Raw genomic sequence first — 22814 nt, forward strand, 5'->3', positions numbered from 1 at the left:
GTAAAATAAATTTGAAGATAAGCTTTAGCTATACCCTTCCTTTCAAGGCATTAAAAACCCATGCTATGGCAAAAAATCCGATACCCACTGAAGCAAAGCCCCAACCAGCTACATCATCATATCTAAAAGCCCCCAGCGCTATTAAACCCAATCCTACTAATATCATGATCCATGTCGCCCAAGCTAACACAGTATTTTTGTTCATTGCCATCTTTAATTTGTTTTTAATTTTAAAATACAAATATCGTGTTTTTTAAAATAAAAAAAAGCACCACTTATGTGATGCTTTCTTTGAAGTTCCAAAGCTTATTTATAACACAATCATAGGCACTTCAATAAATAACAACTGACTTTCAGTTCTTGCCTTAATAGAAAACTCATTAGTTTCTGAAATACCTATGGCATCTCGAGTCTTTAATTCTTGACTTTCAATAGCAATATCACCATCAATCACCATCATATAGACACCATGGTTTTCACTAGAAACTTTATATGTGAACTCTTTATCAGTATCTAAATCTATTCTAGAAATTTTGGCATCTTGGTGAATTTTCAAACTGCCATCATATCCAGAATTCATACCACTGACAAGCACTTGCAATTCATTTTTTCTGTCTTCATCAGAAAATGTCTTTTGATCATACCTAGGCGAAACCCCTTGGGTATCTGGAATAATCCAAATCTGAAACAAATTAAGGTATTCATCGCTGGTTCCATTTATTTCGGAATGTTGAACACCTGTTCCAGCTGACATTACTTGTACTTCACCTGGAACTACTGGCTGCCATTTTTCATGCATGTTGTCCCTATGCTTCAACACCCCCTTCAAAGGAATCGTTATAATTTCCATGTTATCATGAGGATGGGTTCCAAATCCCATATCAGGAGCCACTATGTCATCATTCAAAACACGTAAGGCGCCAAAATGAATCCTCTCAGGATCAAACCATCTCGCAAAGCTAAAGGAATGATTCGCTTGCAACCAACCATGGTTTGCAAACCCTCTGGATTCTGCTTTATGTACTATTGTTTTCATTTTTTAATCTCCTTTCTTCATCTTAGTTTATCGAGCAAATCACTTAATTGTGTTGCTTCTTCTTCTGAAATATTTTTAAGCCATTCGTCATTAAAGTCGTCTGAAATCTCATCCAAAAGCTCCAAACCTTTATTGGTAATTACCACATGAACTACCCTTCTGTCTTCTTTACAATCAAAACGCTCTACTAAGCCTTTAGCGCATAGTTTATCCATCAAACGAGTTGCATTGGGAGAACGTTCTATCATACGCTCTTTAACAACTTGAGCCCTTAAAGGGCCTTTGGCTCCCTTTAAAATTCTTAAAATATTGTATTGCTGCGGTGATAATCCAAACGTTCCAAAAAAAGTATTTTGTTTGGCTGTAATCCAGCCCGCCGTGTATAGAATATTTATCAAAGCCTTGGTATGCTGGTCTTTGAATTTGGAATTTACATCTTTTGAAATATCACCCATAATTTAAAATTTATACTAATTGCGCTTCAGTTTCAACGGCTGCCTGGAAGATATCTAAGTAACGATTGAGTTCCATCTTTAAATCTTCATTAACAATATCTCCTTCTACAAAATTGTCATAAAACATAGGCATTGAAAAAGTACCCGTAATGTCGGCAGCATGAAAAGGAAACCGATTTTCTGCAATATTTAAAACCGATTTTCCACCACGAGGTCCAGGAGCCGTAGCCATCAAAAATACTGGTTTACCTTCAAAAAACTCTCCCTTTATCCTAGAAACCCAGTCCATCAAATTCTTAAACCCAGCAGAATAAGCGCCATTATGCTCTGCTAAAGAAATCACTATACCGTCTGCTTCTTGTAATTTTTTAAAAAATGAATGAGCATTGGCTGGTTGCCCTCCCATTTCCGCTTCCAAATCGACACTAAAAATGGGTAGCGGAAAATCATTTAAATCCAAAACCTCATAGTCTACCCCTTCCATTAACCCTCCAACATAACTTGCTAATTGCTTGTTGATAGATGCTTTCCCAATACTGGCTCCAAATGCTATTATTTTTTTCATATTCTTTTCAATTTATTTTCCATGGCAAATATATGACAATAATATTTATTTTCCAAGGAAAATAAATTAAAGATTCACATCCTCATTTTTATGCATAGAGCGATTTGAGTCCTAACAAGTTTTGTATTTTAGCACACACAAACTTTACAAACATGGATATTAACTTCAATAAGAACGAAGATTTTAATAAACTTTTAGTTTCCGATTTAAAAAGCAAATTGGCCCAAGTGAAAATGGGTGGTGGAAAAAGTCGGATTGAAAAACAGCATTCTCAGGGCAAATTAACGGCCAGGGAACGCATCGATTACTTGCTAGACAAAGACTCCAAAAATATAGAAATTGGTGCTTTTGCAGGGGATGGAATGTATGCCGATCATGGTGGCTGCCCTTCTGGAGGTGTTATCGTAAAAATAGGCTACATCCAAGGGAAACAATGCATTGTAGTCGCTAACGATGCCACTGTAAAAGCAGGAGCCTGGTTCCCTATCACAGGTAAAAAAAACCTGAGAGCTCAAGAGATTGCCATAGAAAATAAACTACCAATCATTTATTTAGTAGATTCTGCCGGGGTTTATTTACCCATGCAAGACGAAATTTTTCCAGATAAAGAGCATTTTGGACGCATTTTTAGAAACAATGCCGTGATGAGCAGTATGGGAATCACACAAATTGCTGCTGTCATGGGCAGTTGTGTTGCCGGTGGGGCTTACCTTCCTATTATGAGTGATGAAGCTTTAATCGTTGATAAAACTGGAAGCATCTTTTTGGCAGGAAGTTATTTGGTAAAAGCTGCCATAGGTGAATCTATTGATAATGAAACCTTAGGAGGTGCCACTACACATTGTGAGGTGAGTGGCGTTACCGATTATAAGGCCAAGGACGATAAAGATGCTTTGGATACTATTAAAAACATTGTAGATAAAATAGGAGATTTTGACAAAGCAGGATTCAACAGAAAAGACGCCCTAAAACCTAAAGAAAATCCAAGTGATATTTATGGTATTTTACCTAAGAGTAGAGCCGATCAATACGATATGTATGAAATTATCAAACGCTTGGTAGATGGTTCAGAATTTGAAGAATACAAGGCAGGTTATGGTAAAACCATTATCACGGGTTATGCAAGGATTGACGGTTGGTCTGTTGGTATTGTTGCCAATCAAAGGACGTTAGTAAAAACGACGAAATCTAAAACCAAACCAAGTGAAATGCAGTTTGGTGGCGTGATCTACAATGATTCTGCGGATAAAGCGACCCGATTTATAGCAAATTGCAACCAAAAGAAAATACCCTTGGTATTTTTACAAGATGTGACGGGCTTTATGGTAGGGAGTAAAAGTGAACACAGTGGCATCATTAAGGATGGAGCAAAAATGGTGAATGCGGTTAGTAACTCCGTTGTTCCTAAATTCACCATAGTCATAGGAAATAGCTACGGAGCAGGAAACTATGCTATGTGCGGTAAAGCCTATGACCCTAGATTGATAGTAGCCTGGCCTAGTGCTGAGCTTGCTGTAATGAGTGGTAATTCGGCAGCTAAAGTTTTACTTCAAATTGAAAAGGCATCCTTAGAAAAACAGGGAGAAAAGATTACCAAAGAGAAAGAAGAAAAGTTATTTAATCAAATCAAGGCAAGATACGACAATCAAGTGTCTCCTTACTATGCTGCAGCTAGATTGTGGACCGATGCCGTCATTGATCCTTTGGATACCAGAAAATGGATTTCAATGGGAATAGAGGCCGCCAATCATGCTCCTATTGAGAAACAATTTAATTTAGGGGTGTTACAAGTTTAGAATAATCGTGTTTTTTTCGTACCTTAAGCATTAACAATCAACAAATTAATAGCGATGGGAACAATTAAAACACTTAACAAGTGGGCAAATGCGCATACGTATTACCCATTAGATGCCGTACGGGTGGCTCTAGGTGTATTTCTTTTTATTAAAGGAATACACTTCATGAGTAACACCCAAATATTAATGGATCTATTTACTCCTATTCAAAATTTAGCGGGAGGTATGATTACTGTTCATTATGTGGCTCCTGCACATTTTATTGGAGGTATGTTGATAGCTTTCGGTCTATTGACACGTTGGGCCATAATTGCCCAATTACCAATTTTGATTGGAGCTATAATGATCAATTTTGTAGGAGAAATGCATGTAGGCAACCTTATTGTTGCCACAGCCACACTGATGGTTTGTATTTTCTTCATTTTTTATGGCTCGGGAAAACATTCTGCTGACTATTACTTTAAAATGCAACAGTAAAAAAAGCGACCAATTGGTCGCTTTTTTTTTTAAATTCCTTGATAGGTTTGAATCAGTCGGATAAATTCTGCGCGATACCCATCTCTATCTGGTCCTCTACCAGCTTTAGCCAAGGCAACAACATCTTCTTGGCTGGTATCATTGGCATATTTAGAATGTCGTAACTGCATACCAGCCAAGGCTACTGCTGCACTAAACTTCATATCAACACTTGGAGTATTCAACTCATCCCGTTGTACATGTACCATCTCAGTACTGGAGTTTTCATCAGGCTTTTTGTATCTAAATTTTACGGTAAATAATTCATTCGAAGCGTTGACATTTGTTGGTTTTGTATATTTCAAATCTGGAGTTTCTCTTAAATATTTACTGCTGACACCCACGGGAATTACCTCATACAAGGCGGTAACCGTGTGACCACTGCCTAATTCTCCTGCATCTTTTGTATCATCAATAAAGTCTTCATCTGCCAACATTCTGTTTTCATATCCCATTAATCTATAGGCTTGTATTTTAGCTGGGTTGAACTCTATTTGAATCTTTACATCCTTGGCGATGGTGAAAAGGGTGCCTCCAAACTCTTTCCCAAATACCTTTTGAGCTTCTTGCATGTTATCTATATAGGCATGATTGCCATTTCCTTTATCTGCCAAAGTTTCAAGCTTAGAATCCTTGTAATTACCATATCCAAACCCAAGTACCGATAAAAACACACCAGATTTTCTTTTTTCTTCTATCAGTTGCTTCATATCATTATCACTTGAAGCTCCGACATTAAAATCTCCATCAGTGGCCAAAATCACACGGTTATTCCCTCCTTTTATAAAATGCTTTTGGGCCAATTCATAAGCTAAAGTAATCCCGGCACCACCCGCCGTAGATCCACCGGCTTCCAATCGGTCCAAAGCATTGATTATTTTAGACTTAAACTTTCCTGAAGTAGGCTCTAAAACCATTCCAGCAGCCCCTGCATAAACCACTATAGACACCTTATCCTTCTCTCGTAATTGATTGACCAAAAGTTTAAATGCTTGCTTTAAAAGCGGGAGTTTATTTTCTGAGTCCATAGAGCCAGAGACATCTATCAAGAAGGTTAAATTGGATGGTGGTAAATTCTTATTTTCAATGGTTTTACCCTGCAAACCAATACGTATCAATTTGGAGTCTTTATTCCACGGTGTTTCCACCACCTCTGTATTAATGGAAAAGGGGTGCTCTCCCGTTGGTTGCGGATAATCATAAGAAAAATAATTCACCATTTCTTCAATTTTGACGGCATTAGGTTCAACAACATAACCACTATTTATCATTCGTCTAATGTTACTATATGCTGCCTTATCTACATCAATAGAAAATGTTGACAAAGGTGAGGAATGAACATTCTCAAAATTGTTTTCTTGGATCGTCGCATAACTTTCGTTATCAGAAATTCTAAAATTTCCACCTTGTGTTGTAATCACAATACAACCATTTTTCGCTATTCTCCCGAATTTCTTTTTGGCCTCCGATTTGTCATAAACAAGCTTTGAGTGAATACTGTCGGTTGCAATGGATTCAACCAATGAATTATTATTTTGAGGGATGGGCATTCCATCTACAATATATAAGGGAGCTTCTTTAATTTTTTTGGATTTGCCCTGACTTTTTGTTTGAACTACCAAGACGCCGTTACCTCCTTGAGCCCCATATAATGCAGCTCCATTGGCTCCTTTTAAAATCTCTACATTTTTGATATTCTTCTGGTTTATTTTGGATAATTCCTTCTCTGAGGAAATAACCCCGTCAATAACAATTATAGTATTGCTATTTCTATTTACTGAGCGGTTTCCCCTTAAAACTATCCGGGTATTCTGCTTTGTATTAGGATTTACATTATTAATTTGTAGGCCAGAAACCTTTCCAGATAAGCTATTGACTAAATTTGGGTTTTGTGCCTGACTTAGTTCTTCTGCCTTTATCACTTGGCTAGATGTAGTAATTTGATTAAGACTTCTCTTGGTACCAAGAACGGATATTACAACTTCATCTATGGTTTGAACATTAGGCTCCATGGCAAAACTGAAGCCTGTCTGTCTTTCAACTTTTTTTTCAGTAGTCACATAACCTACATAGGTATAAACCAAAACATCGCCGACCTGAGTTTTAATGGTATATTTTCCATCAAAATCTGTTTGGGTGCCTTCTTGGGTTCCTTTAATTACAATGTTGACTCCGGGTAATGGTAAACCATTTTCGTCTGCTATCATTCCAGAAACGGTCATTTCCTGAGCTGTTATTTGTAAGCTAATTAAGCAAACAAATAAGGTGTTTAAAATTGCTTTCATGATTAGTGTGTTTATTGATTTAGCATAAAACTAAATCCTACAAACCAATCAAAACAATGATAATTAGGCAACTGTGCCTTTGGGTTAGGGAAGCATCAGCATGAACTAGTCAACGCTTAAAATTCGATCTTAGAAAGAATTTGTTCTTTCTTTTTCGGCAAGAGCCTTATTACTTTGATCTCCTGAGTTTCTTCGGGTTTGCCATAATTCTTAAATACGGTAAGCTTTAAATAAACAGGTTTATCAGATTTATTTTGATAGTCTGCCATAAGATAATATGCTCCCATTTGAGCCGTAGAATTGGTATATTCTACTAAACCGTACATGCTAAAAAAATTACCTCCCATTTCGGTCTTCATATGGTCATTACTGCTTATTTCCCTATTGGGATCAATCAATTTCAAATTGATATCCACATCATCCCGATTGGAATCTACCAATATTCGCAGCTTGTATTGAATTTTTAAATTTTTGTCGGCATAATCTTCAAGTTCCATCAACACCTTACCCACATCATTATAACTTACCTCCTGAACCTTTTGATAGTTGGAGACTTCCAACTTTTCCATAAGATCCTTATTGTACAATTTATTAAATAAATTATAGGCATTTTCAAACTGGTCCACTTCGTAATTAGATAAAGCCAGTTGGCGATAAGACCTAGCATCTTGAGGCTGAAGAGAAAATATTTTATTGTAAAACAGATTGGCCTGTTCCAATCGGCCTTCACTCTCCAATTGGTAAGCCATAGCCCTTAATGTGAAATGGTTTGTAAATGAGCTGTCCAACAACTTATTTAAGATAGAAGCAGCTTTATCCTCTTGCCCTTGGGATGAGAAAAATTTATAGCCCTCTAAATAATATGAAGTAATTTCATTCTTTTTCGGGTTATAATTGGTATAAATGGTTGAAGCTTCATCCATACCCTCTGCCTTTTCAAGTTTGCCTAAAAAATCAGGTGCCTTTTCCTTTAAATCAACTTTAGGTGTTTTGAAATAAAAGGTTTCGGTAGAATAATTGGGAACATAATTTTCCTTACGACCAGTTTGAACAGATTTCTTCGTTTTTACCATTACCACCCCATTGCCCGCTTGCGACCCATATAAAACAGCTGCATTGGCTCCCTTTAAAATGGTAACCGACTCGATATTTGTAGGATCGAGACTTACGAAATGTTGATATGTTGAAGGAATCCCATCCACTACAATAAGTGCTGAGTTGGAGCTCTGTAAAAAACGAGTACCACGCAACTTTAATTCTTTAGTTACCTCTGCCCTATCGGCTGCAGTAGCATTGGGAGGAAGCCGTTTATCGAGTAATATTAATCCACTCACTTTACTATCCAAAGCATCTAGGACATTTGAACTTCTTCCTATATTTAAATCTTCTGAATTTACTGTTTGATAGGCATAAACAATGGAGTTCGGGTCTTTTTTCATTCCCAAAGCACCATCTGCTGGTTTAGATCGTCTCTGATCTTCAAACTTTGGTTCGACCCGCATGTAAACAACCTGCAATGTCGTATTCCCTACAATGGTACGTTTAGGTAAATAACCATCCTTATGGAAATCTAATGTATCATTGGCCTTAACTTTAATTGTAAAACTTCCCTCCCCATCCGTTTTCGTTTTTTCAGAATATCCTTTACGGGTAACCTGAACTCCTGGAAATGGCTTTAATTCTTCATTATAGACTGTACCATAAAGATTTCTTGTGGGCTCATTTTGTGAAAATAATTGGAAGCCCCCTAGAAGAAGAACAAGGATTAACAGATTTCTCATAGTTTCAGAAGTTTACCTACTAAAACTACAAGAAATTCTTACATTTTCAAAAGTTTTGTGAGAGTTTCTTCTCTCCTTACTTTTCCAGAGGAAGTTTCTTCAAATTGAGGTATACTGTAAATGGCTTTGGGCTTCTCATAGGTATCCAAAGCTTCAAAAACTTTTGGCTCTACCACATTGGAATCACCTTCAACCACCAAAATGACTTTCTCTCCTAATGTAGGATCGGGTTGGGAGGCAAAAAAGAAACGTCTATCCATTTGGTCCTGAATCTTTGCTTCCATCAACTCTGGAAGTAATTTTATCCCACCTGAATTAATAACATTATCAACTCTACCTAACCAATCAAATTCAGTTTCAGAATAAATCTCAACCAAATCATTGGTTACAATAGGTTCCTGAGATAATCTAGGGGCATTGATAACCAAACATCCCCTGTCATCCTTGGAAACCGTAATTTTAGGAAGCGTTCTATATGGAGCGTTCTTTTTTGTGGTATGATTTAATTTTTTTAACCCAATATGACTTAAAGTTTCGGCCATACCATAGGTCATATAAACACGCGTAGAAATGTGTTGGATTTTGGCTACCAATTCTTTTGAAATGGGAGCTCCTCCAACGATTAAAATTTTGACATGCTCAATGGTGTCCAAGCTATTTTCCAACTGCATGGGTGTCATGGCAGCAAAGTCATAGTCTTTGGCTAAAACTATTTTGGATTTTGGTTCAACAACATCCAATTCCAAACCCAAAATAAGACCTCTAACCAACATCATTTCCCCAGCAATAAAATTAATAGGTAAACAATGTAAGGCGCTATCACCTGGTTTTAATTTGAAAAAATCACCGGTAGAAATCGCCGAATTAACCATGGCCTGTTTTTCTACATGAAATTCTTTTGGAGCACCTGTAGAACCCGAAGATTGAATGGTGATAAGCGGACTGTCATCCATCCAGTTATTAATAAAATCACCCACCTTCTTCTCATAGGGTAAACCTTCTTTTATGTAGCTATAAGCAACTTCCTTTAAATCATCTTGAGCAAAATGATACTCGTTGAGTTTGAAACGGTTATGGATTTTATCGAACTTTGGAATCATCAGTCTAATATTTTATAATCTTCTTTAATAGGTTCTTCTACATGACCAAAAAGCTTGTCCTTCCAATTGGTCCATCGATATTTCTTCGAAAATATGAATAATAAGATTGGGAATAAAACAAAAACGGGTAAAAAAACGTCAAAAAAACCGGCAGCAGTCGGATTGGAAATATCCTTTAAAATGGAGTGTGTTTGAAACGCTGTCCAATCTGCGGTAACCAACAAAGCAGTAAACAAATTATTGGCCGCATGGAAACCCAAAGCCAATTCCATACCATCATCCATAAGGGTCATAATTCCAAGAAAAAGTCCCGTTCCTATGTAATAAATCATAATGATGTAGCCCATTTTTTCTACTTCGGGATTTGCAATATGTAACAAACCGAAAATAAGTGAAGTAATTGCTAAAGGCAACCATCTAGTTTTTGATATAACACCTATTCCCTGCATCAAATAGCCTCGGAACAAATACTCTTCAAAACTGGTTTGTAAGGGGATAAACACCACAGAAATCAACAAGAGGATTAAAAATGGGATCATTTTAAAATTCCATTGATAATTTTCGGGATTCATATAATAATCTGCTACCACAAAGGAAGAACTCAAAATGCCCCAAAGCAAAAAGGCAAATAAAATACGCCCCCAATCTATTTTTTTCCGTGCTGTTGTTAAGGAAGTAATTGTTTGTTTATGTATAGTCCTAACCACGAAAAAGACGCCAACCAAACCTGCTGCAAAAGACAATAACATGAGAAATAAATTAAGGTTGGATTCCAACATGCCCATCATTTGGGTTTCATCCATACCAAATATATTCTCGCCGCTTTCAAAGGCCTTAAAAAATACGGCTACCGTGAAGGGTATTTGACCAATAATTACCGCAAAAATAACAACTAAAAGACCTATCAAATAGCGCCACCAATCATGCAGCACATTAAACGCTTGGGTTATATACATAAACTACAAGTTAAATTTCCAATTTAAATTATTTTGGTACTGTAACGTACCATTACTTACCGTTAGAGGGCTGTCAAAATTATTAGTAAATAGACCACCAGTCCCTAACCCTTGTGGCATCTTATTATTTAGTGTGTAAGTCCATTGCGCAATAGCGTTAAGACCCACATTACTTTCCAATGCACTAGTAATCCACCAACCCATATTCTCTCTTTCTGCCAAATTAATCCATTCTTGGCTTCCTTCCCATCCTCCCACAAAACTAGGTTTTAAAATAATGTATTGTGGCTTGATGGTTTGTAGCAATTCCTGCTTACTTGTTACATCAAAAACACCAATTAATTCTTCATCTAAGGCTATAGGCAAAGGCGTCAGCTCACAAAGTTGTGCCATTTCTTGAAATTGACCTTGTTTTATGGGTTGCTCAATGGAATGCAAATCCAATTCAGCCAATTTTTTTAATTTATCCAAGGCTTCTGAAGGAGGAAAAGCACCATTGGCATCCACTCTTATTTCTATTTCTTCTTTAGAAAAGGTTTTTCTAATGGACTTTAACAACTTGAATTCGGTCTCAAAATCAATCGCACCAATTTTCATTTTGATACAATTAAAGCCAGTGGACAGTTTAGATTCAATCTGCTCTTTCATAAAATCTTCACTGCCCATCCAAATAAGACCATTGATAGCGATAGATTCCTCTCCTTTTGTAAATGCAGAAGGAAACAGTTCAAATGGTTTTTGGCTTTCTAGAGATTTAAAGGCCATTTCCAATCCAAACTGAATACTAGGGAATTCTTTATTAGCCTCGTATAGTGCGGGTAGCCCCAATGAAATGTTGTGGCATGTCCATTTTAATTGATGCTCATAATCAGGTCTATCATCGGCACTTAGTCCTCTTAAAATACCACATTCTCCTATTCCCCTTTTACCATTCTGTTCTAAAATGATAAACCACGTTTCTTTAATTTTTAATATGCCTCTTGATGTACCGCTAGGTTTTTTAAACTGAAGTTGGTGTTGTTTGTACTCTGCTGTCATTACATCTCAAAATTACTGATAAAAAATGGTTATTTTAGAGAGATTTTTTAAAAGATATATGCCAGATTTTCCAAATATTATTTTATTCGCCATTCCATTTTTTATTTTGGCTATGTTGGTGGAATTGTTTGTAACAACACGCTCAAAATTTAAGGAAACCAAGGGCTATGAAGTTAAAGATGCCTTTGCATCTATTGCTATGGGATTGGGCAATGTCTTTTTAGGCTTTTTGAGTAAAGCCATCGTTTTAGGATGCCTATTCCTAGTTTACGAACATCTTAGAATTTTTACTATTCCCATTACTTGGTGGAGCTTTGTCTTGTTATTTTTTGCTGATGATCTATCCTATTATTGGTTTCATCGTATTTCACACGAATGCCGTTTATTTTGGGCTTCACACGTAGTTCACCATTCGTCACAACATTACAATTTAAGTACAGCTCTTAGACAAACATGGTCTGGCAGTTTCTATTCCTTTATTTTTTGGATTTGGCTACCCTTGGTAGGATTTCACCCAGCCATGATCATGTTACAGATGTCTATTAGTCTTCTATATCAATTTTGGATTCATACCGAGGCTATTGATAAACTACCTAAATGGTTTGAAGCCATTTTTAATACACCTTCCCATCATCGTGTCCATCATGGAAGTAATCCTATTTATTTAGATAGAAACCATGCGGGCATCCTAATTGTTTGGGACAAACTTTTTGGTACTTTTCAACCCGAATTGGAAACCGAAAAGGTTAAATACGGACTGGTTAAAAACCTCAACACCTTCAATCCCATTAAAATTGCATTTTCAGAATGGGCTTATATGTTTAAAGATGTTTTTACGGGAAAGAAAACCTTAAAAGACCGCTGGAATTATATAACAAAACCACCAGGATGGAAACATGATGGCACTGGTAAATTAAGTAATGACTTGCGAGAGGAGTGGTTCAAAACCTCAAAGAAATCAGTCTGATAAAAGGTCCTTAAGTTTAATTCGAAACCCATTTCAGCCCAACAATCGATATAATTAACGTCGATATAAAAAAGAGCCTCCAGAACGTCGCTGGTTCCTTAAACACAAAAATACCTACAAGCACAGTTCCCACAGCTCCTATTCCTGTCCAAACCGCATATGCAGTTCCTATGGGCAGTTCTTTAGACACCTTCACTAATAGCAACATACTTATCGCTAAACAAATAAAGAACCCCAAATACCAATATGTGGCTTCGCTTCCTGACGACTCCTTGGCTTTCCCTAAACAAGCAGCAAAGGCTACTTCAAATAGTCCGGCAATAATGAGTAAAACCCAATTCATAATTGATGCTTGAAATTATAATTACTCATAAGATATACTTATTTTCCTCCCCTGCTCTTTTAAAAAAATAATATTGGAAGGAACTTTCTCAGGAAGTTTTTCATTGGGATATAGGTGGTAAATACCAAACATTTTGGTTTCTACAGGAATTCTCTCATTTTGCAAATTCATAAACATCCATGGGTTCATAAATGCCAAATCCAATTCTTTCAAGCTTTTAATTACCTCAACATCCCCAGTATCACCAGAGAGGAAAATTCGTTTTCCATGCCACGTAATCACATAGGAATAATGTTTAAAAGATATGCCATAAACCTTGTGTTCTGTTCTAAAAGGTTCAATTTGAAAATCTAAAGTTTTCGATCCCAATTCTTCTAATTCTTCAACATTCCAAGGGCCATATTTCTCACCCTCAAACGGTTTTAATAGTTTATTTGAATAATGATCTGCATGCTTATGGGTAAATAAAAAAATGGCATCCTCCTTAATTTGCTCAATTTCCTCATTCTCGTATTCCATATAATTATAAGCTCCCGATTTATAGGGAAAATCGACATACAAATGGGTGGTTCCATCAGTCATGTACAAGCCACAATTCCCAATGAATTTAATTTGTATTTCATTGGTTTGACCAGTGATAAAAAGTGGTGCCAAACCGATACCAAAATACAGTAATATTTTAGTTAAAAAGTTAATCATGAGCCTGCTATAATAATTCTCAAAAAGCCAAACGTTGGCATTTATACTAAAGTAATAAAAATAAGCTCTAAATCTATTATATGAAAGTGGAACGCCTAACCAAAACAAAAAAATTCTTGCCGATTACAGTGTCAAGTCATTTTCTTATAAATCAATTACTTATATTTAACTATCTAAAATCAATCTCTAAATGAAAATTTTAAAACTCTTTTCCATTGCCCTTGTTTTATTTCTTCAATTTACAATTCAAGCCCAACAAAAAACAAAACCAGCCGACAGTCTAAAAAAAGCTACCAAAGAATTACCTCTGGAACCAGAAAGAACTATTTCCTTTAGCACAGATAAAGGAACCTGGATTTCTGTGGATGTTAGCCCAGATGGTAAGACCATAGCCTTTGACCTAATGGGAGATATTTATACCATTCCGATTTCTGGTGGTAAAGCCACCCAAATCACTCAGGGTATGGAATATGATATTCATCCACGTTTTAGTCCAGATGGTAAATCACTGGCTTTTATTTCAGATAAAAGTGGTTGCGATAACATTTGGATCTTAGATTTAGAAACTAAAAAAGACAAACAAATTAGCGAAGAGAAAAAGCATAATTTCTTTTCTGTAGTCTGGACTCCTGATGGTGATTATCTGATAGGCAGTAAAGGTCGTCGAAATATCAAACTTCACGTCTACCATAAAGATGGAGGCTCTGGAAGTCAGTTATTTGATAAGCCAAAAGATCTAAAGGCCATTGATCAAGCTTTTGGAGCGGATGGTAAATTGCTCTATTTCTCACAACGTAACAAAGCTTGGAATTATAATGCCCAGTTGCCCCAATATCAAATAGGCACCTATGATATGGAAGACGCAGATATGGCTGTTATTACCTCTAGATATGGCTCTGCATTTACTCCAACCCTATCGCCAGATGGCAAATGGCTGGTTTACGGAACACGGTTTGAAGCTGAAACAGGTTTAATACTTCGCAACTTAAGTTCTGGTGAAGAACGATGGTTAGCCTATCCGGTTCAACGAGACGAACAAGAGTCCATTGCGCCTTTAGGTGTTCTTCCTGGTATGTCGTTTACACCCGATAGTAAAAATTTAATCGCTTCATACGGTGGGAAAATCCATTCCATTTCTATCGAATCCAATACAGCCAAGGAAATCCCTTTCACTGTGGATTTAAAATTGGATTTAGGTCCTCGAGTAAAATTCAATTACCCTATTGAGGATAGTGAAGAAGCTTTGATAACGCAAATACGTGATGCCAAACCGTCTCCAGATGGTTCCAAATTGGCCTTTACAGCCTTGAATAGATTATACGTCATGGAACTTCCTGATGGAAAACCCAAACGACTTACAGACAATGACTTTACTGAGGCACATCCTTCCTGGTCTCCAGATGGAAGTCAAATTGTATTTACCACCTGGAAAAACGATGGCGGCCATTTATATAAAGTCAGCGCCAATGGAAAAGGAAAATCTATACAACTTACCAAAGAACCTGGAATTTACACCTTCCCTAGGTGGTCATACAAACAAAATCGAATTGCCTTTCACAGAAGTTCGGCGCAAACCTATAAAGATGTCATTGGTCCTGTAGCAGAAAGAGCCAATGAGGATTTGGTTTGGGTTTCTTCAGATGGTGGTGACATTACTTTTATAGATAAGACCAAAGGCAGGGAAAAGCCACATTTCACAAAAGTGGATGACCGCATTTATTTAAGTCATCCAGAGAAAGGTTTGCTTTCTGTTCGTTGGGACGGTACAGATGAAAAAAGCCATTTAAAACTAAAAGGAATTGAAACTTTTGGATCCTACGATGTGTTTAGCGACCATCATAGCGATAGTCATGAACCGAGTCTTTTGCCACAAATGGATGACAATCGTGCTGAAGATGATAAATCTTCCAAGCCTAGTGAAGTGTTCATTTCACCAGATGGCAAAACAGCCTTAGCACAAATTAATAATGATATTTTTAGCATTACCATTCCGCGTTATGGAAAAACGCCTACCATTTCTGTTGCCAAAGCAGAAAAAGCAGCATTTCCAGCGATGAAATTAACCGTTTTAGGAGGCGAATTCCCTGCCTGGTCAAATGATAGTAACACCATCCATTGGTCTCTTGGATCCAGTCATTTCCGATATGATCTAGCCGAGGGCAAACGCTTCAATGATAGTATAGCTGAACTAAAAAAGCAGCAAAAAGAGAAATTGGAAGCAACCAAGAAATTGGATAGTACGGTCAAAGACATCATCATGGACAAAAAGGAAGAAAAATTCGATGATTTTGAAGCGGAAGAGATAAAAATTAAGGTTTTTTACAAAAAAGATACTCCGAAAGGGAATTTATTATTGCAGGGAGCTCGCATTATAACCATGAAGGATGACGAGGTCATTGAAAATGGAGACCTTCTTATTGAAAATAATCGCATCAAAGCAATTGGTTCCTCAGGAAGCTTAAATATTCCTTCGGGCACCCAAGTGATTGATGTGACGGGAAAGACAATTACACCAGGTTTTGTAGACACTCACGCTCATATGTGGCCTACTTGGGGCGTCCATAAAAATCAAATGTGGATGTATTCGGCCAATTTAGCTTATGGCGTTACCACTACCAGAGATCCTCAAACCATGACCACAGATGTTCTAACCTATGCCGATATGGTTGATGCTGGTATGCTGGCTGGCCCTAGAGTCTATAGTACCGGACCAGGTGTAGGTTACTGGATGTACCAAATTGAAAGCTTGGATCATGCCAAGAAAGTTTTGAAACAATACAGTGAATACTACCAAACAAAAACCATCAAAATGTACTTGGTAGGTAACCGCCAACAACGCCAATGGGTCATCATGGCAGCAAAAGAACTCGGCTTAATGCCAACAACCGAAGGTGGCTTGGATTTTAAATTGAACATGACACAACTATTAGATGGATACCCTGGGCATGAACACGCCCTACCTATCTATCCTATTTATGAGGATGTGATTAAAACAATTGCACAATCTCAAATGGCAGTAACCCCTACCCTTTTGGTAGCCTATGGAGGTCCTTGGGGAGAGAATTACTTTTACTCCAGAGAGAATGTTTGGGGCGATCAAAAACTTCAATATTTCACTCCATATGAAGAATTGGCACAAAAAAGTCGTAGAAGACCAGCATGGTTTATGGATGAAGAACATGTATTTAAAAAGCATGCCATATTTATGAAGGATTTGGTAGAAGCTGATGGACTGGCAGGTATAGGAAGCCACGGACAATTACAAGGATTAGGTTATCATTGGGAACTATGGGCGGTAGCCAGTGGCGGCATGAAAAATCATGATGCGCTAAAGGTAGCTACTATTATTGGTGCCACAGCTCTCGGACTTGAAAAAGATCTTGGTTCCATTGAGATTGGAAAATTAGCCGATATCAATATCATGGATAAAAACCCATTGGAAGAATTAAGGAATACCAATACCCTCAAATATATTGTTAAAAACGGAAAGGTTTATGACGCCAACAATTTAGACGAAGTATGGCCTAAGGAACAAAAAGCAGAAACGTTTCACTGGCAAACTAAAAAGCCCGAAGGATTACCTGGGATAGGTAATTAATCCACATAAAAAATAAAGGTTGCGAATTTAGCAACCTTTATTTTTTGTTTCAAGTTTAAAGAAATTAAACAGCAGTGTAACCACCATCCGCTATAAAGTAACCTCCAGTGGTAAAGGATGACTTATCTGAATTTAAAAACACCACCAATTCTGCAATTTCTTCAGCCTTCCCCAATCGGTTCATACTGGCTTTGCTTGCTATAAAAGCTTTGGTCTCCTCGTCTAGATTTTCATCTAGTAAAGGTGTAGCTATATAACCAGGCCCCACTGCATTGCAACGAATGTTTTTCTGCCCATATTCAGCAGCTATATTTTTGGTTAATCCTACCACTCCATGTTTTGAAGCCGTATATGCTGGACTCATAGGAGCTGCTACCGTTCCGTGAATGGACGCCATGTTTACAATGCTTCCGCCACCATTTTTTTCCATCTGCTCCAATTGGTATCTACACGCATAAAAAACGCCATTTAAGTTCAGGGCAATTACTTTATCCCAAGCATCTATAGCATATTCTCCTGTTATGGCAACTTTCCCACCAATACCAGCATTATTACAAGCCACATCCAAACGGCCATAGGCCGCCACAATTTCTTTTACAATGCGTTCGTTATCTTCAGCTTTTGAAGAATCTGCCAAAATAAACAGGGCTTCACCTCCATTTTTAATGATTTCATCAACTACAGCTTTTCCATGATCTTCATTTATATCTGAAAGGGCTACTTTTGCACCTTCCCTAGCACAACATAGGGCAATAGCTTTCCCTATTCCAGATCCACCTCCAGAAACATATGCTACTTTATTATCTAATAATGACATTTTTTATATTTTAAAGTTCACTATCAAATTTACGAAATCCCCTACCCTTCAAAGTTTTAAATGCCTTATAATTCTGTTAAATTAAGAACAGGACACTAAGATTTTCATCCCAGTCTTATTTCTTTAACATTCGAACGGAAAAGAATCCTAGAATTAATATAATTAATATCATAATTCCCCATAACCAGAACTTACTTTTAAAAAGTGGTTCTTTTTGATGGAATCCTTTTTTTTCTATTTTTTCTTCAATTCCCAGGTCTAATACGATTAAAGAATCAGGTATTTGCGAACTAAATCGCGAGATATCATAATCTGGTTCTAAGGCTCTTTTATTTCCGTATGTGAGATAATATTTTGCAGGCTCTACAAAACGCGCCTTTAATTGGCACAAGAAGCCTTTTACTTCTATATCTTCTATAGTTAAAGGATGATTGTTGTTGTTGTCAATAATCACCCTAAATTTTTTAACCGTTGTACTTTCAAAGGGAAACGTATTGTCCTTTACAGATGCCAAAGTCCCTCTTGAAAGTATAATATATTGATTCTTCCAGCCGTTTTGAGTTTGAATACTATCCGCCAAAAATTCGATTTTTAGAGGCCTATAAAAATCAAAGGTATCCTTCACATTAATTTTAATACTACTCATACGAACGGGCATAAGTAGTTCCACATCCAAAAGCGTCTGTTTATTAATTTTGTCTTGCTCAACCTCCATTTTTTTAATGGCATAGGTTTTTAAGGTTCCCGTAATTTTCACATTTTTTATAAGCCTGGCCGATTTTAGATCTGGCTTTTGGTCTGTCTGAATATGCACTCGAAAAAATCTGTACTTTGAATCTGGGAAATTTAATGTTGTAAATTTGAAGTTGGTTTGGTCATTATTAATAGACAATACTCTATAATCCTCCATGACGGTAAACCATTCTTGCTGGTCCTGACTTCCTTGTAAAGTAAGATGCCAATCAAAATTCTCATTTTCAAAATCCAAGATCATTTGGTTCATAACCTCTTCGGAGGGAATTTCAAAAGTGAAATAATACCCTGTACTATTTAATGACGTATTAAGTAATTTAAATTGAATTTCATTTGCATTAAACTGATCAGACGTATCCTCCAAAAGAAAAGGAGCTTGTATGGTATCATTCTCTTTCGTCAATCCAAAAATGCGAACATCAGAGAGATCTTGTGAAATCTTACCAAACATATCGTCTGGTAGAATCACCTTATGCCATGTTTGGGATATACCTTGTAATTCCCTTTGGTAGTCATATTGACCCATTTGGCCAAAAAACTTAAAGCAAGTAGTGAAAAGAAATATTAGACACAATTGTTTATTGAGGCGTTTCATCTGAAATTTTATGTGTGAATTTGTTGTATAAAAATGATATAATCAGCAGCAATACGCCTAATGAGACAAATACAATGGTTTTTGCTATGGTATCTAAGTGGGAAATATCATAGAAAAAGAGTTTTATCAGCGTCAGTCCAAATAAAACTATGGCACCAATGCGAAGAGGTTTGTTTCTTTTCCAAATACCTAAGGCTATAAGGAAAAGGGAATAAACTCCCCACAAAATACTCAATCCTAGTTTGTAAGATTGGGTGGAGTCAGCCATATCTAGCCAATGGATTAATTCACTACTTACAACCCATAAAATGGTAGTATGCAACAAAAAATCAAAGGCCCGTTTGTATTTATTTTCTCGAAATGATTCTTGAAGGTATTTGTAGGTAGTTATCAGCAGCAGTGCTACAAACGCAAAGGACAAATATCTTATTAAAATATGCATGATACTTGTCTTATAATATGGTAATTTAGTTGGATCCAAGTAACTCTCCCGCAATTCACTTAGCGCATACAAACTATTGGTTAAAAACACTAATAATACGAAAACAATGAAACCCAAATTAACAAAACCTAAAGACTTGTTTTTCAACCACCTTATATTACCAATCCCAAGCAATGACATAAATAACATAGAATAATTGATAACCCAAACGGTTTCAAATTTGAGTAAATCATAATTCCAATAAGTCATAGGATATTGCTGGTTATCTTCTTTAATTTCCAGTAATGAATCTGTAAAAAGTTGCCCCCAATAATTCACAATTTCCATTCTGAAAGCAAAATAAATGCCCAATAGAAAAATTGCAGGTATACCGAAAGAAACCATTTTTGATAGAATCTTATTTGACTTCCAAGCTGCATCATATTTTTGATTGAAATGTAACTTTAAAATAAACCCAAAGCCGGCAATAAAACATAAGGATGTTAAAAATTGAATGTTAAGCAAAGGCATCATCCTATCCTCAGGTGTTGAAGGTGTATATGCATTATAAAACACAATCCAATCATGGATGATACTCAAAAAAGCCAACAGCATCAAAGGATAGGACAACTTTTCATAAACCGGTACCTTTTTGGTTCTTCCAATCCAAAATAAAAGAGCAGCTTCCCCTATCCAAAGGAAGGTCACCCAATTTCCATCTAATTGAACCGGAATGGCAATAGTGATGAAGACCAAAACCAATCCTGCTACCAAATAAAACAAATTCTTATCCCCTAACTTTTGTCTATAAATCACCAGACTTACCAAAAAGTGAATCAATGCGTTACCCAAAGTAAAAAGTCCTAATAATTGCTTTCCTGTTTCATGACCAGAAAGTATCACATAGGCATTTCCATAAAATATAAATGAGTTAAATAATAATAAAGCAATATCACTTTTTTGAAATTTTTCCTTTTGCAGAAGTTTATAAACCAAAAAAGTCGCATAAAAAATGAAGAAAAATAGACTAAGAAAGGTTAAAGCCAATCCAAAATATTCTGAAGTTCTGTAATCACTGATAAACCATGTAAAATATATAGCCCAAGTAAGACCAAAAGCTACATAGTAAAGTAGTTTCCAGTATTTTTTAAATGCAATGACCAAAATCCCAATATTGATAATGGCCATATAACCAAATAATATTTCTGGCCTACCAGATTCATTGCTCAACACAAAAGGTACCGCATAAGCACCCACCAGACCAATATGAGCAATCACTTGCCTATTGTAATTTAAGGCTGCCAGCACGGTAAAAACTGTAAATATGACCATAAGCACAAAGGCCAAGGCTTGAGGTATTAACTGATAGAAATTATAGGCAGAGAAGGAAATAAAATAAAAAATGGCCATAGCCCCACTTACAAGTACAGCACTGTAGTTTTCATATTTGGTTTTCAGTTTGATTCCAAACCCTAAAAGACCCAAACCAGCAAGGTAACCTAAAATGACCCTGGTCAGCGGACTTATCAAATCGTGTTCTATGGAATATTTTACACCAATGGAAACCCCGATAACTGTAATGATTATTCCTATTTTATTGATAAGGTTTTCGCCTATAAATTTTTCAAGATCTGACTTAACTTTTGCAGTATCTCTTTTTGGTTCAACAGGACGAATACGAGGTTGTATGGATTTTAAAGTATCTGAGGGTGTTTCTACTTCAATAGAGCTTAAAGAATCACTCCTTTCCTTTACCTTATTACCTGGGAATTCCTGCTTAATTATTTCATGCTCCTGAACCTCCTCTAGTTGTGAATTTTGCAGCGTTTCTATAGCGTGCTTTAAATCATCTATTTCCTTAGAAAAACCTCTTTGCTTTTCCACAAGGCTATTAAGCTGGGTTAGCAGTTGATTTATTTGATCTTGATGGCTAGTCATTTGGTTAATTAGTAAGGAGCTAAAATTGAGGGCAAATTAGCCAATTAGTTATAGCATCTAATTTAACAAATAACGAGGTAATAGAAAACAGATTGAAGGAATATGTCCACTGACTAAACGGTTTTTAATCTTCAGTAACCGAACCCCAATTCTCACCCGTTTTAATGCGATACAATTGCATGGTTGATATACCAAATTGTTTGGCAATCATTTTCATGCGGGTTCGACGATTTGGATCATTGATTTTACGCTTAATCAATTTGACTTTATTTTCGGTAAGTTTTGAATAAGTACGTCTTTTGGGTGCGTTAATATATTCTGGATTACTGAATTGATGAATTTCCTTTTCTCGTTTGGTAGCCCATCTCAAGTTAGCTATGCGATTATCAGTTTTGTCATAATTGAGGTGAATCACATATATACCCTCATCTCGCTTTAAAAAATGCTCTGCTACCAACTTATGGACATACCTACAAGTCCATCTTTTCTTCTCTTTCAAATGAAGACGTAGTATTTGATACCCGTTAACAAAGGATGCTTTGGGAATAAACTCCTTCTCTGGCTTGCAATTGATAACTCGTCCATAATTTGAAATCTTAAATTTTTCAGTTTCGTGAATTTTATCGTCAAAAACAACCTCTTTCCATTCCTCATTACGGTAATTTCTTATCATTTTAGCTTTATTTAAGTTGTTATTTTAAAACTATCAATTCGTTTAGAGGCCATTTTAGCTAGCTATGGCTATAAATAAGGAGTACAAACCAAATATAGTGATTTTCAATTAATTACAAAATAGAAAAGGTTGCAACTATTTGAAAATGAATATGTAGAATGTAAAAATATGAGTTTTCATTAGATCCAAAGTATCAGGTCAATCCATTCATTTATCCCCACATCTGTTTTCCTTCTGACTTCAGCCTTTATGGGAAGTAAATAAGTATCCCTTTTAGTATCAAACCAAATAGCAGTTTGCCATTCCAGTCCTTTAAGTTGAACCTTAGCTTTCATTCTTCCCCAACCTTGTTCTTGCCATTTAAAATGTTCCCGTATTTCTTTTGAAAGTTTTATTGGTAGAGACACAAAATTCCAACCTCCGGTTCCCTCATGTTTCCAGATGGCTTCTGAAAATTGATATCTTATTTTGGATTCCATTCT

General features: G+C 36.4%; 20 protein-coding genes. 4 read left to right on the forward strand and 16 right to left on the reverse strand.

Translation table 11 applies throughout. From position 1 onward, the window contains the following. Nucleotides 1-28: 28 nt before the first annotated feature. From GZ212_RS07450 to GZ212_RS07465, 4 genes are all read right to left on the reverse strand, one after another. The gene (locus GZ212_RS07450) at nt 29-211 is read right to left on the reverse strand and encodes a CAL67264 family membrane protein (protein WP_166958639.1); all 183 of its coding nucleotides are present in this window, start codon (nt 209-211) and stop codon (nt 29-31) included. 99 nt (nt 212-310) lie between these two features. Continuing rightward, nucleotides 311-1036, reverse strand: a complete 726-nt coding sequence (locus GZ212_RS07455) for a pirin family protein (RefSeq protein WP_166958641.1) — start codon at nt 1034-1036, stop codon at nt 311-313. A gap of 17 nt (nt 1037-1053) precedes the next feature. Further along, the gene (locus tag GZ212_RS07460) at nt 1054-1491 is read right to left on the reverse strand and encodes a MarR family winged helix-turn-helix transcriptional regulator (RefSeq protein ID WP_053972645.1); all 438 of its coding nucleotides are present in this window, start codon (nt 1489-1491) and stop codon (nt 1054-1056) included. 10 nt (nt 1492-1501) lie between these two features. After that, a complete protein-coding gene (locus GZ212_RS07465; protein ID WP_166958643.1) occupies nt 1502-2056 on the reverse strand; it encodes an NADPH-dependent FMN reductase in 555 nt (184 codons plus the stop codon). A 152-nt stretch (nt 2057-2208) separates the two neighbouring features. Between GZ212_RS07465 and GZ212_RS07470 the strand changes: the two genes are divergently transcribed. After that, nucleotides 2209-3852, forward strand: coding sequence for an acyl-CoA carboxylase subunit beta (locus GZ212_RS07470; protein ID WP_166958645.1), 1644 nt, complete (start codon nt 2209-2211; stop codon nt 3850-3852). Between the two features lie 54 nt (nt 3853-3906). Further along, nucleotides 3907-4329, forward strand: coding sequence for a DoxX family protein (locus GZ212_RS07475; RefSeq protein WP_053972642.1), 423 nt, complete (start codon nt 3907-3909; stop codon nt 4327-4329). A 29-nt stretch (nt 4330-4358) separates the two neighbouring features. Here the strand turns inward: GZ212_RS07475 and GZ212_RS07480 are convergent, their stop codons facing one another. From GZ212_RS07480 to GZ212_RS07500, 5 genes are all read right to left on the reverse strand, one after another. Then, nucleotides 4359-6653 carry a VWA domain-containing protein gene (locus GZ212_RS07480; protein WP_166958647.1) on the reverse strand — a complete coding sequence of 765 codons (2295 nt, stop codon included), beginning with the start codon at nt 6651-6653 and terminating at the stop codon, nt 4359-4361. A 116-nt stretch (nt 6654-6769) separates the two neighbouring features. After that, nucleotides 6770-8434, reverse strand: a complete 1665-nt coding sequence (locus tag GZ212_RS07485) for a TonB-dependent receptor plug domain-containing protein (protein WP_166958649.1) — start codon at nt 8432-8434, stop codon at nt 6770-6772. 38 nt (nt 8435-8472) lie between these two features. Continuing rightward, nucleotides 8473-9534 carry an AMP-binding protein gene (locus GZ212_RS07490; RefSeq protein WP_166958651.1) on the reverse strand — a complete coding sequence of 354 codons (1062 nt, stop codon included), beginning with the start codon at nt 9532-9534 and terminating at the stop codon, nt 8473-8475. Beyond that, nucleotides 9534-10490, reverse strand: a complete 957-nt coding sequence (locus GZ212_RS07495) for a CPBP family intramembrane glutamic endopeptidase (RefSeq protein ID WP_166958653.1) — start codon at nt 10488-10490, stop codon at nt 9534-9536. The genes GZ212_RS07490 and GZ212_RS07495 overlap by 1 nt, the downstream gene beginning before the upstream one ends. A 3-nt stretch (nt 10491-10493) precedes the next feature. Next, nucleotides 10494-11528 carry an o-succinylbenzoate synthase gene (locus GZ212_RS07500; protein ID WP_166958655.1) on the reverse strand — a complete coding sequence of 345 codons (1035 nt, stop codon included), beginning with the start codon at nt 11526-11528 and terminating at the stop codon, nt 10494-10496. A gap of 58 nt (nt 11529-11586) precedes the next feature. On the opposite strand from GZ212_RS07500, the gene GZ212_RS07505 reads away from it, so the two are divergent. Then, a complete protein-coding gene (locus GZ212_RS07505; RefSeq protein WP_166958657.1) occupies nt 11587-12495 on the forward strand; it encodes a sterol desaturase family protein in 909 nt (302 codons plus the stop codon). Between the two features lie 16 nt (nt 12496-12511). Here the strand turns inward: GZ212_RS07505 and GZ212_RS07510 are convergent, their stop codons facing one another. Further along, nucleotides 12512-12838: a multidrug efflux SMR transporter gene (locus tag GZ212_RS07510; RefSeq protein WP_166958658.1), complete on the reverse strand. Its 327-nt coding sequence runs from the start codon at nt 12836-12838 to the stop codon at nt 12512-12514. A 21-nt stretch (nt 12839-12859) separates the two neighbouring features. Further along, complete coding sequence (locus GZ212_RS07515) at nt 12860-13537, reverse strand: MBL fold metallo-hydrolase (protein WP_166958660.1); 678 nt, start codon at nt 13535-13537, stop codon at nt 12860-12862. Between the two features lie 190 nt (nt 13538-13727). Between GZ212_RS07515 and GZ212_RS07520 the strand changes: the two genes are divergently transcribed. Beyond that, complete coding sequence (locus GZ212_RS07520) at nt 13728-17135, forward strand: amidohydrolase family protein (protein ID WP_166958662.1); 3408 nt, start codon at nt 13728-13730, stop codon at nt 17133-17135. A 64-nt stretch (nt 17136-17199) separates the two neighbouring features. On the opposite strand, the gene GZ212_RS07525 is transcribed toward GZ212_RS07520, so the two are convergent. From GZ212_RS07525 to GZ212_RS07545, 5 genes are all read right to left on the reverse strand, one after another. Further along, nucleotides 17200-17952, reverse strand: coding sequence for an SDR family NAD(P)-dependent oxidoreductase (locus GZ212_RS07525; RefSeq protein ID WP_166958664.1), 753 nt, complete (start codon nt 17950-17952; stop codon nt 17200-17202). Nucleotides 17953-18067: 115 nt separating this feature from the next. Further along, nucleotides 18068-19300, reverse strand: coding sequence for a DUF3999 family protein (locus tag GZ212_RS07530; protein WP_166958666.1), 1233 nt, complete (start codon nt 19298-19300; stop codon nt 18068-18070). Beyond that, the gene (locus GZ212_RS07535; protein WP_166958668.1) at nt 19284-21659 is read right to left on the reverse strand and encodes a DUF2339 domain-containing protein; all 2376 of its coding nucleotides are present in this window, start codon (nt 21657-21659) and stop codon (nt 19284-19286) included. The genes GZ212_RS07530 and GZ212_RS07535 overlap by 17 nt, the downstream gene beginning before the upstream one ends. Nucleotides 21660-21783: 124 nt before the next feature. Beyond that, the gene (locus tag GZ212_RS07540) at nt 21784-22332 is read right to left on the reverse strand and encodes an HNH endonuclease (RefSeq protein ID WP_166958670.1); all 549 of its coding nucleotides are present in this window, start codon (nt 22330-22332) and stop codon (nt 21784-21786) included. A 179-nt stretch (nt 22333-22511) separates the two neighbouring features. Continuing rightward, a complete protein-coding gene (locus tag GZ212_RS07545) occupies nt 22512-22811 on the reverse strand; it encodes a DUF1905 domain-containing protein (protein ID WP_166958672.1) in 300 nt (99 codons plus the stop codon). Nucleotides 22812-22814: the final 3 nt, after the last annotated feature.

The sequence above is a fragment of the Mangrovimonas sp. CR14 genome, from assembly GCF_011764015.1.
In the GTDB taxonomy this organism is placed as follows: Bacteria; Bacteroidota; Bacteroidia; order Flavobacteriales; family Flavobacteriaceae; genus Mangrovimonas; species Mangrovimonas futianensis.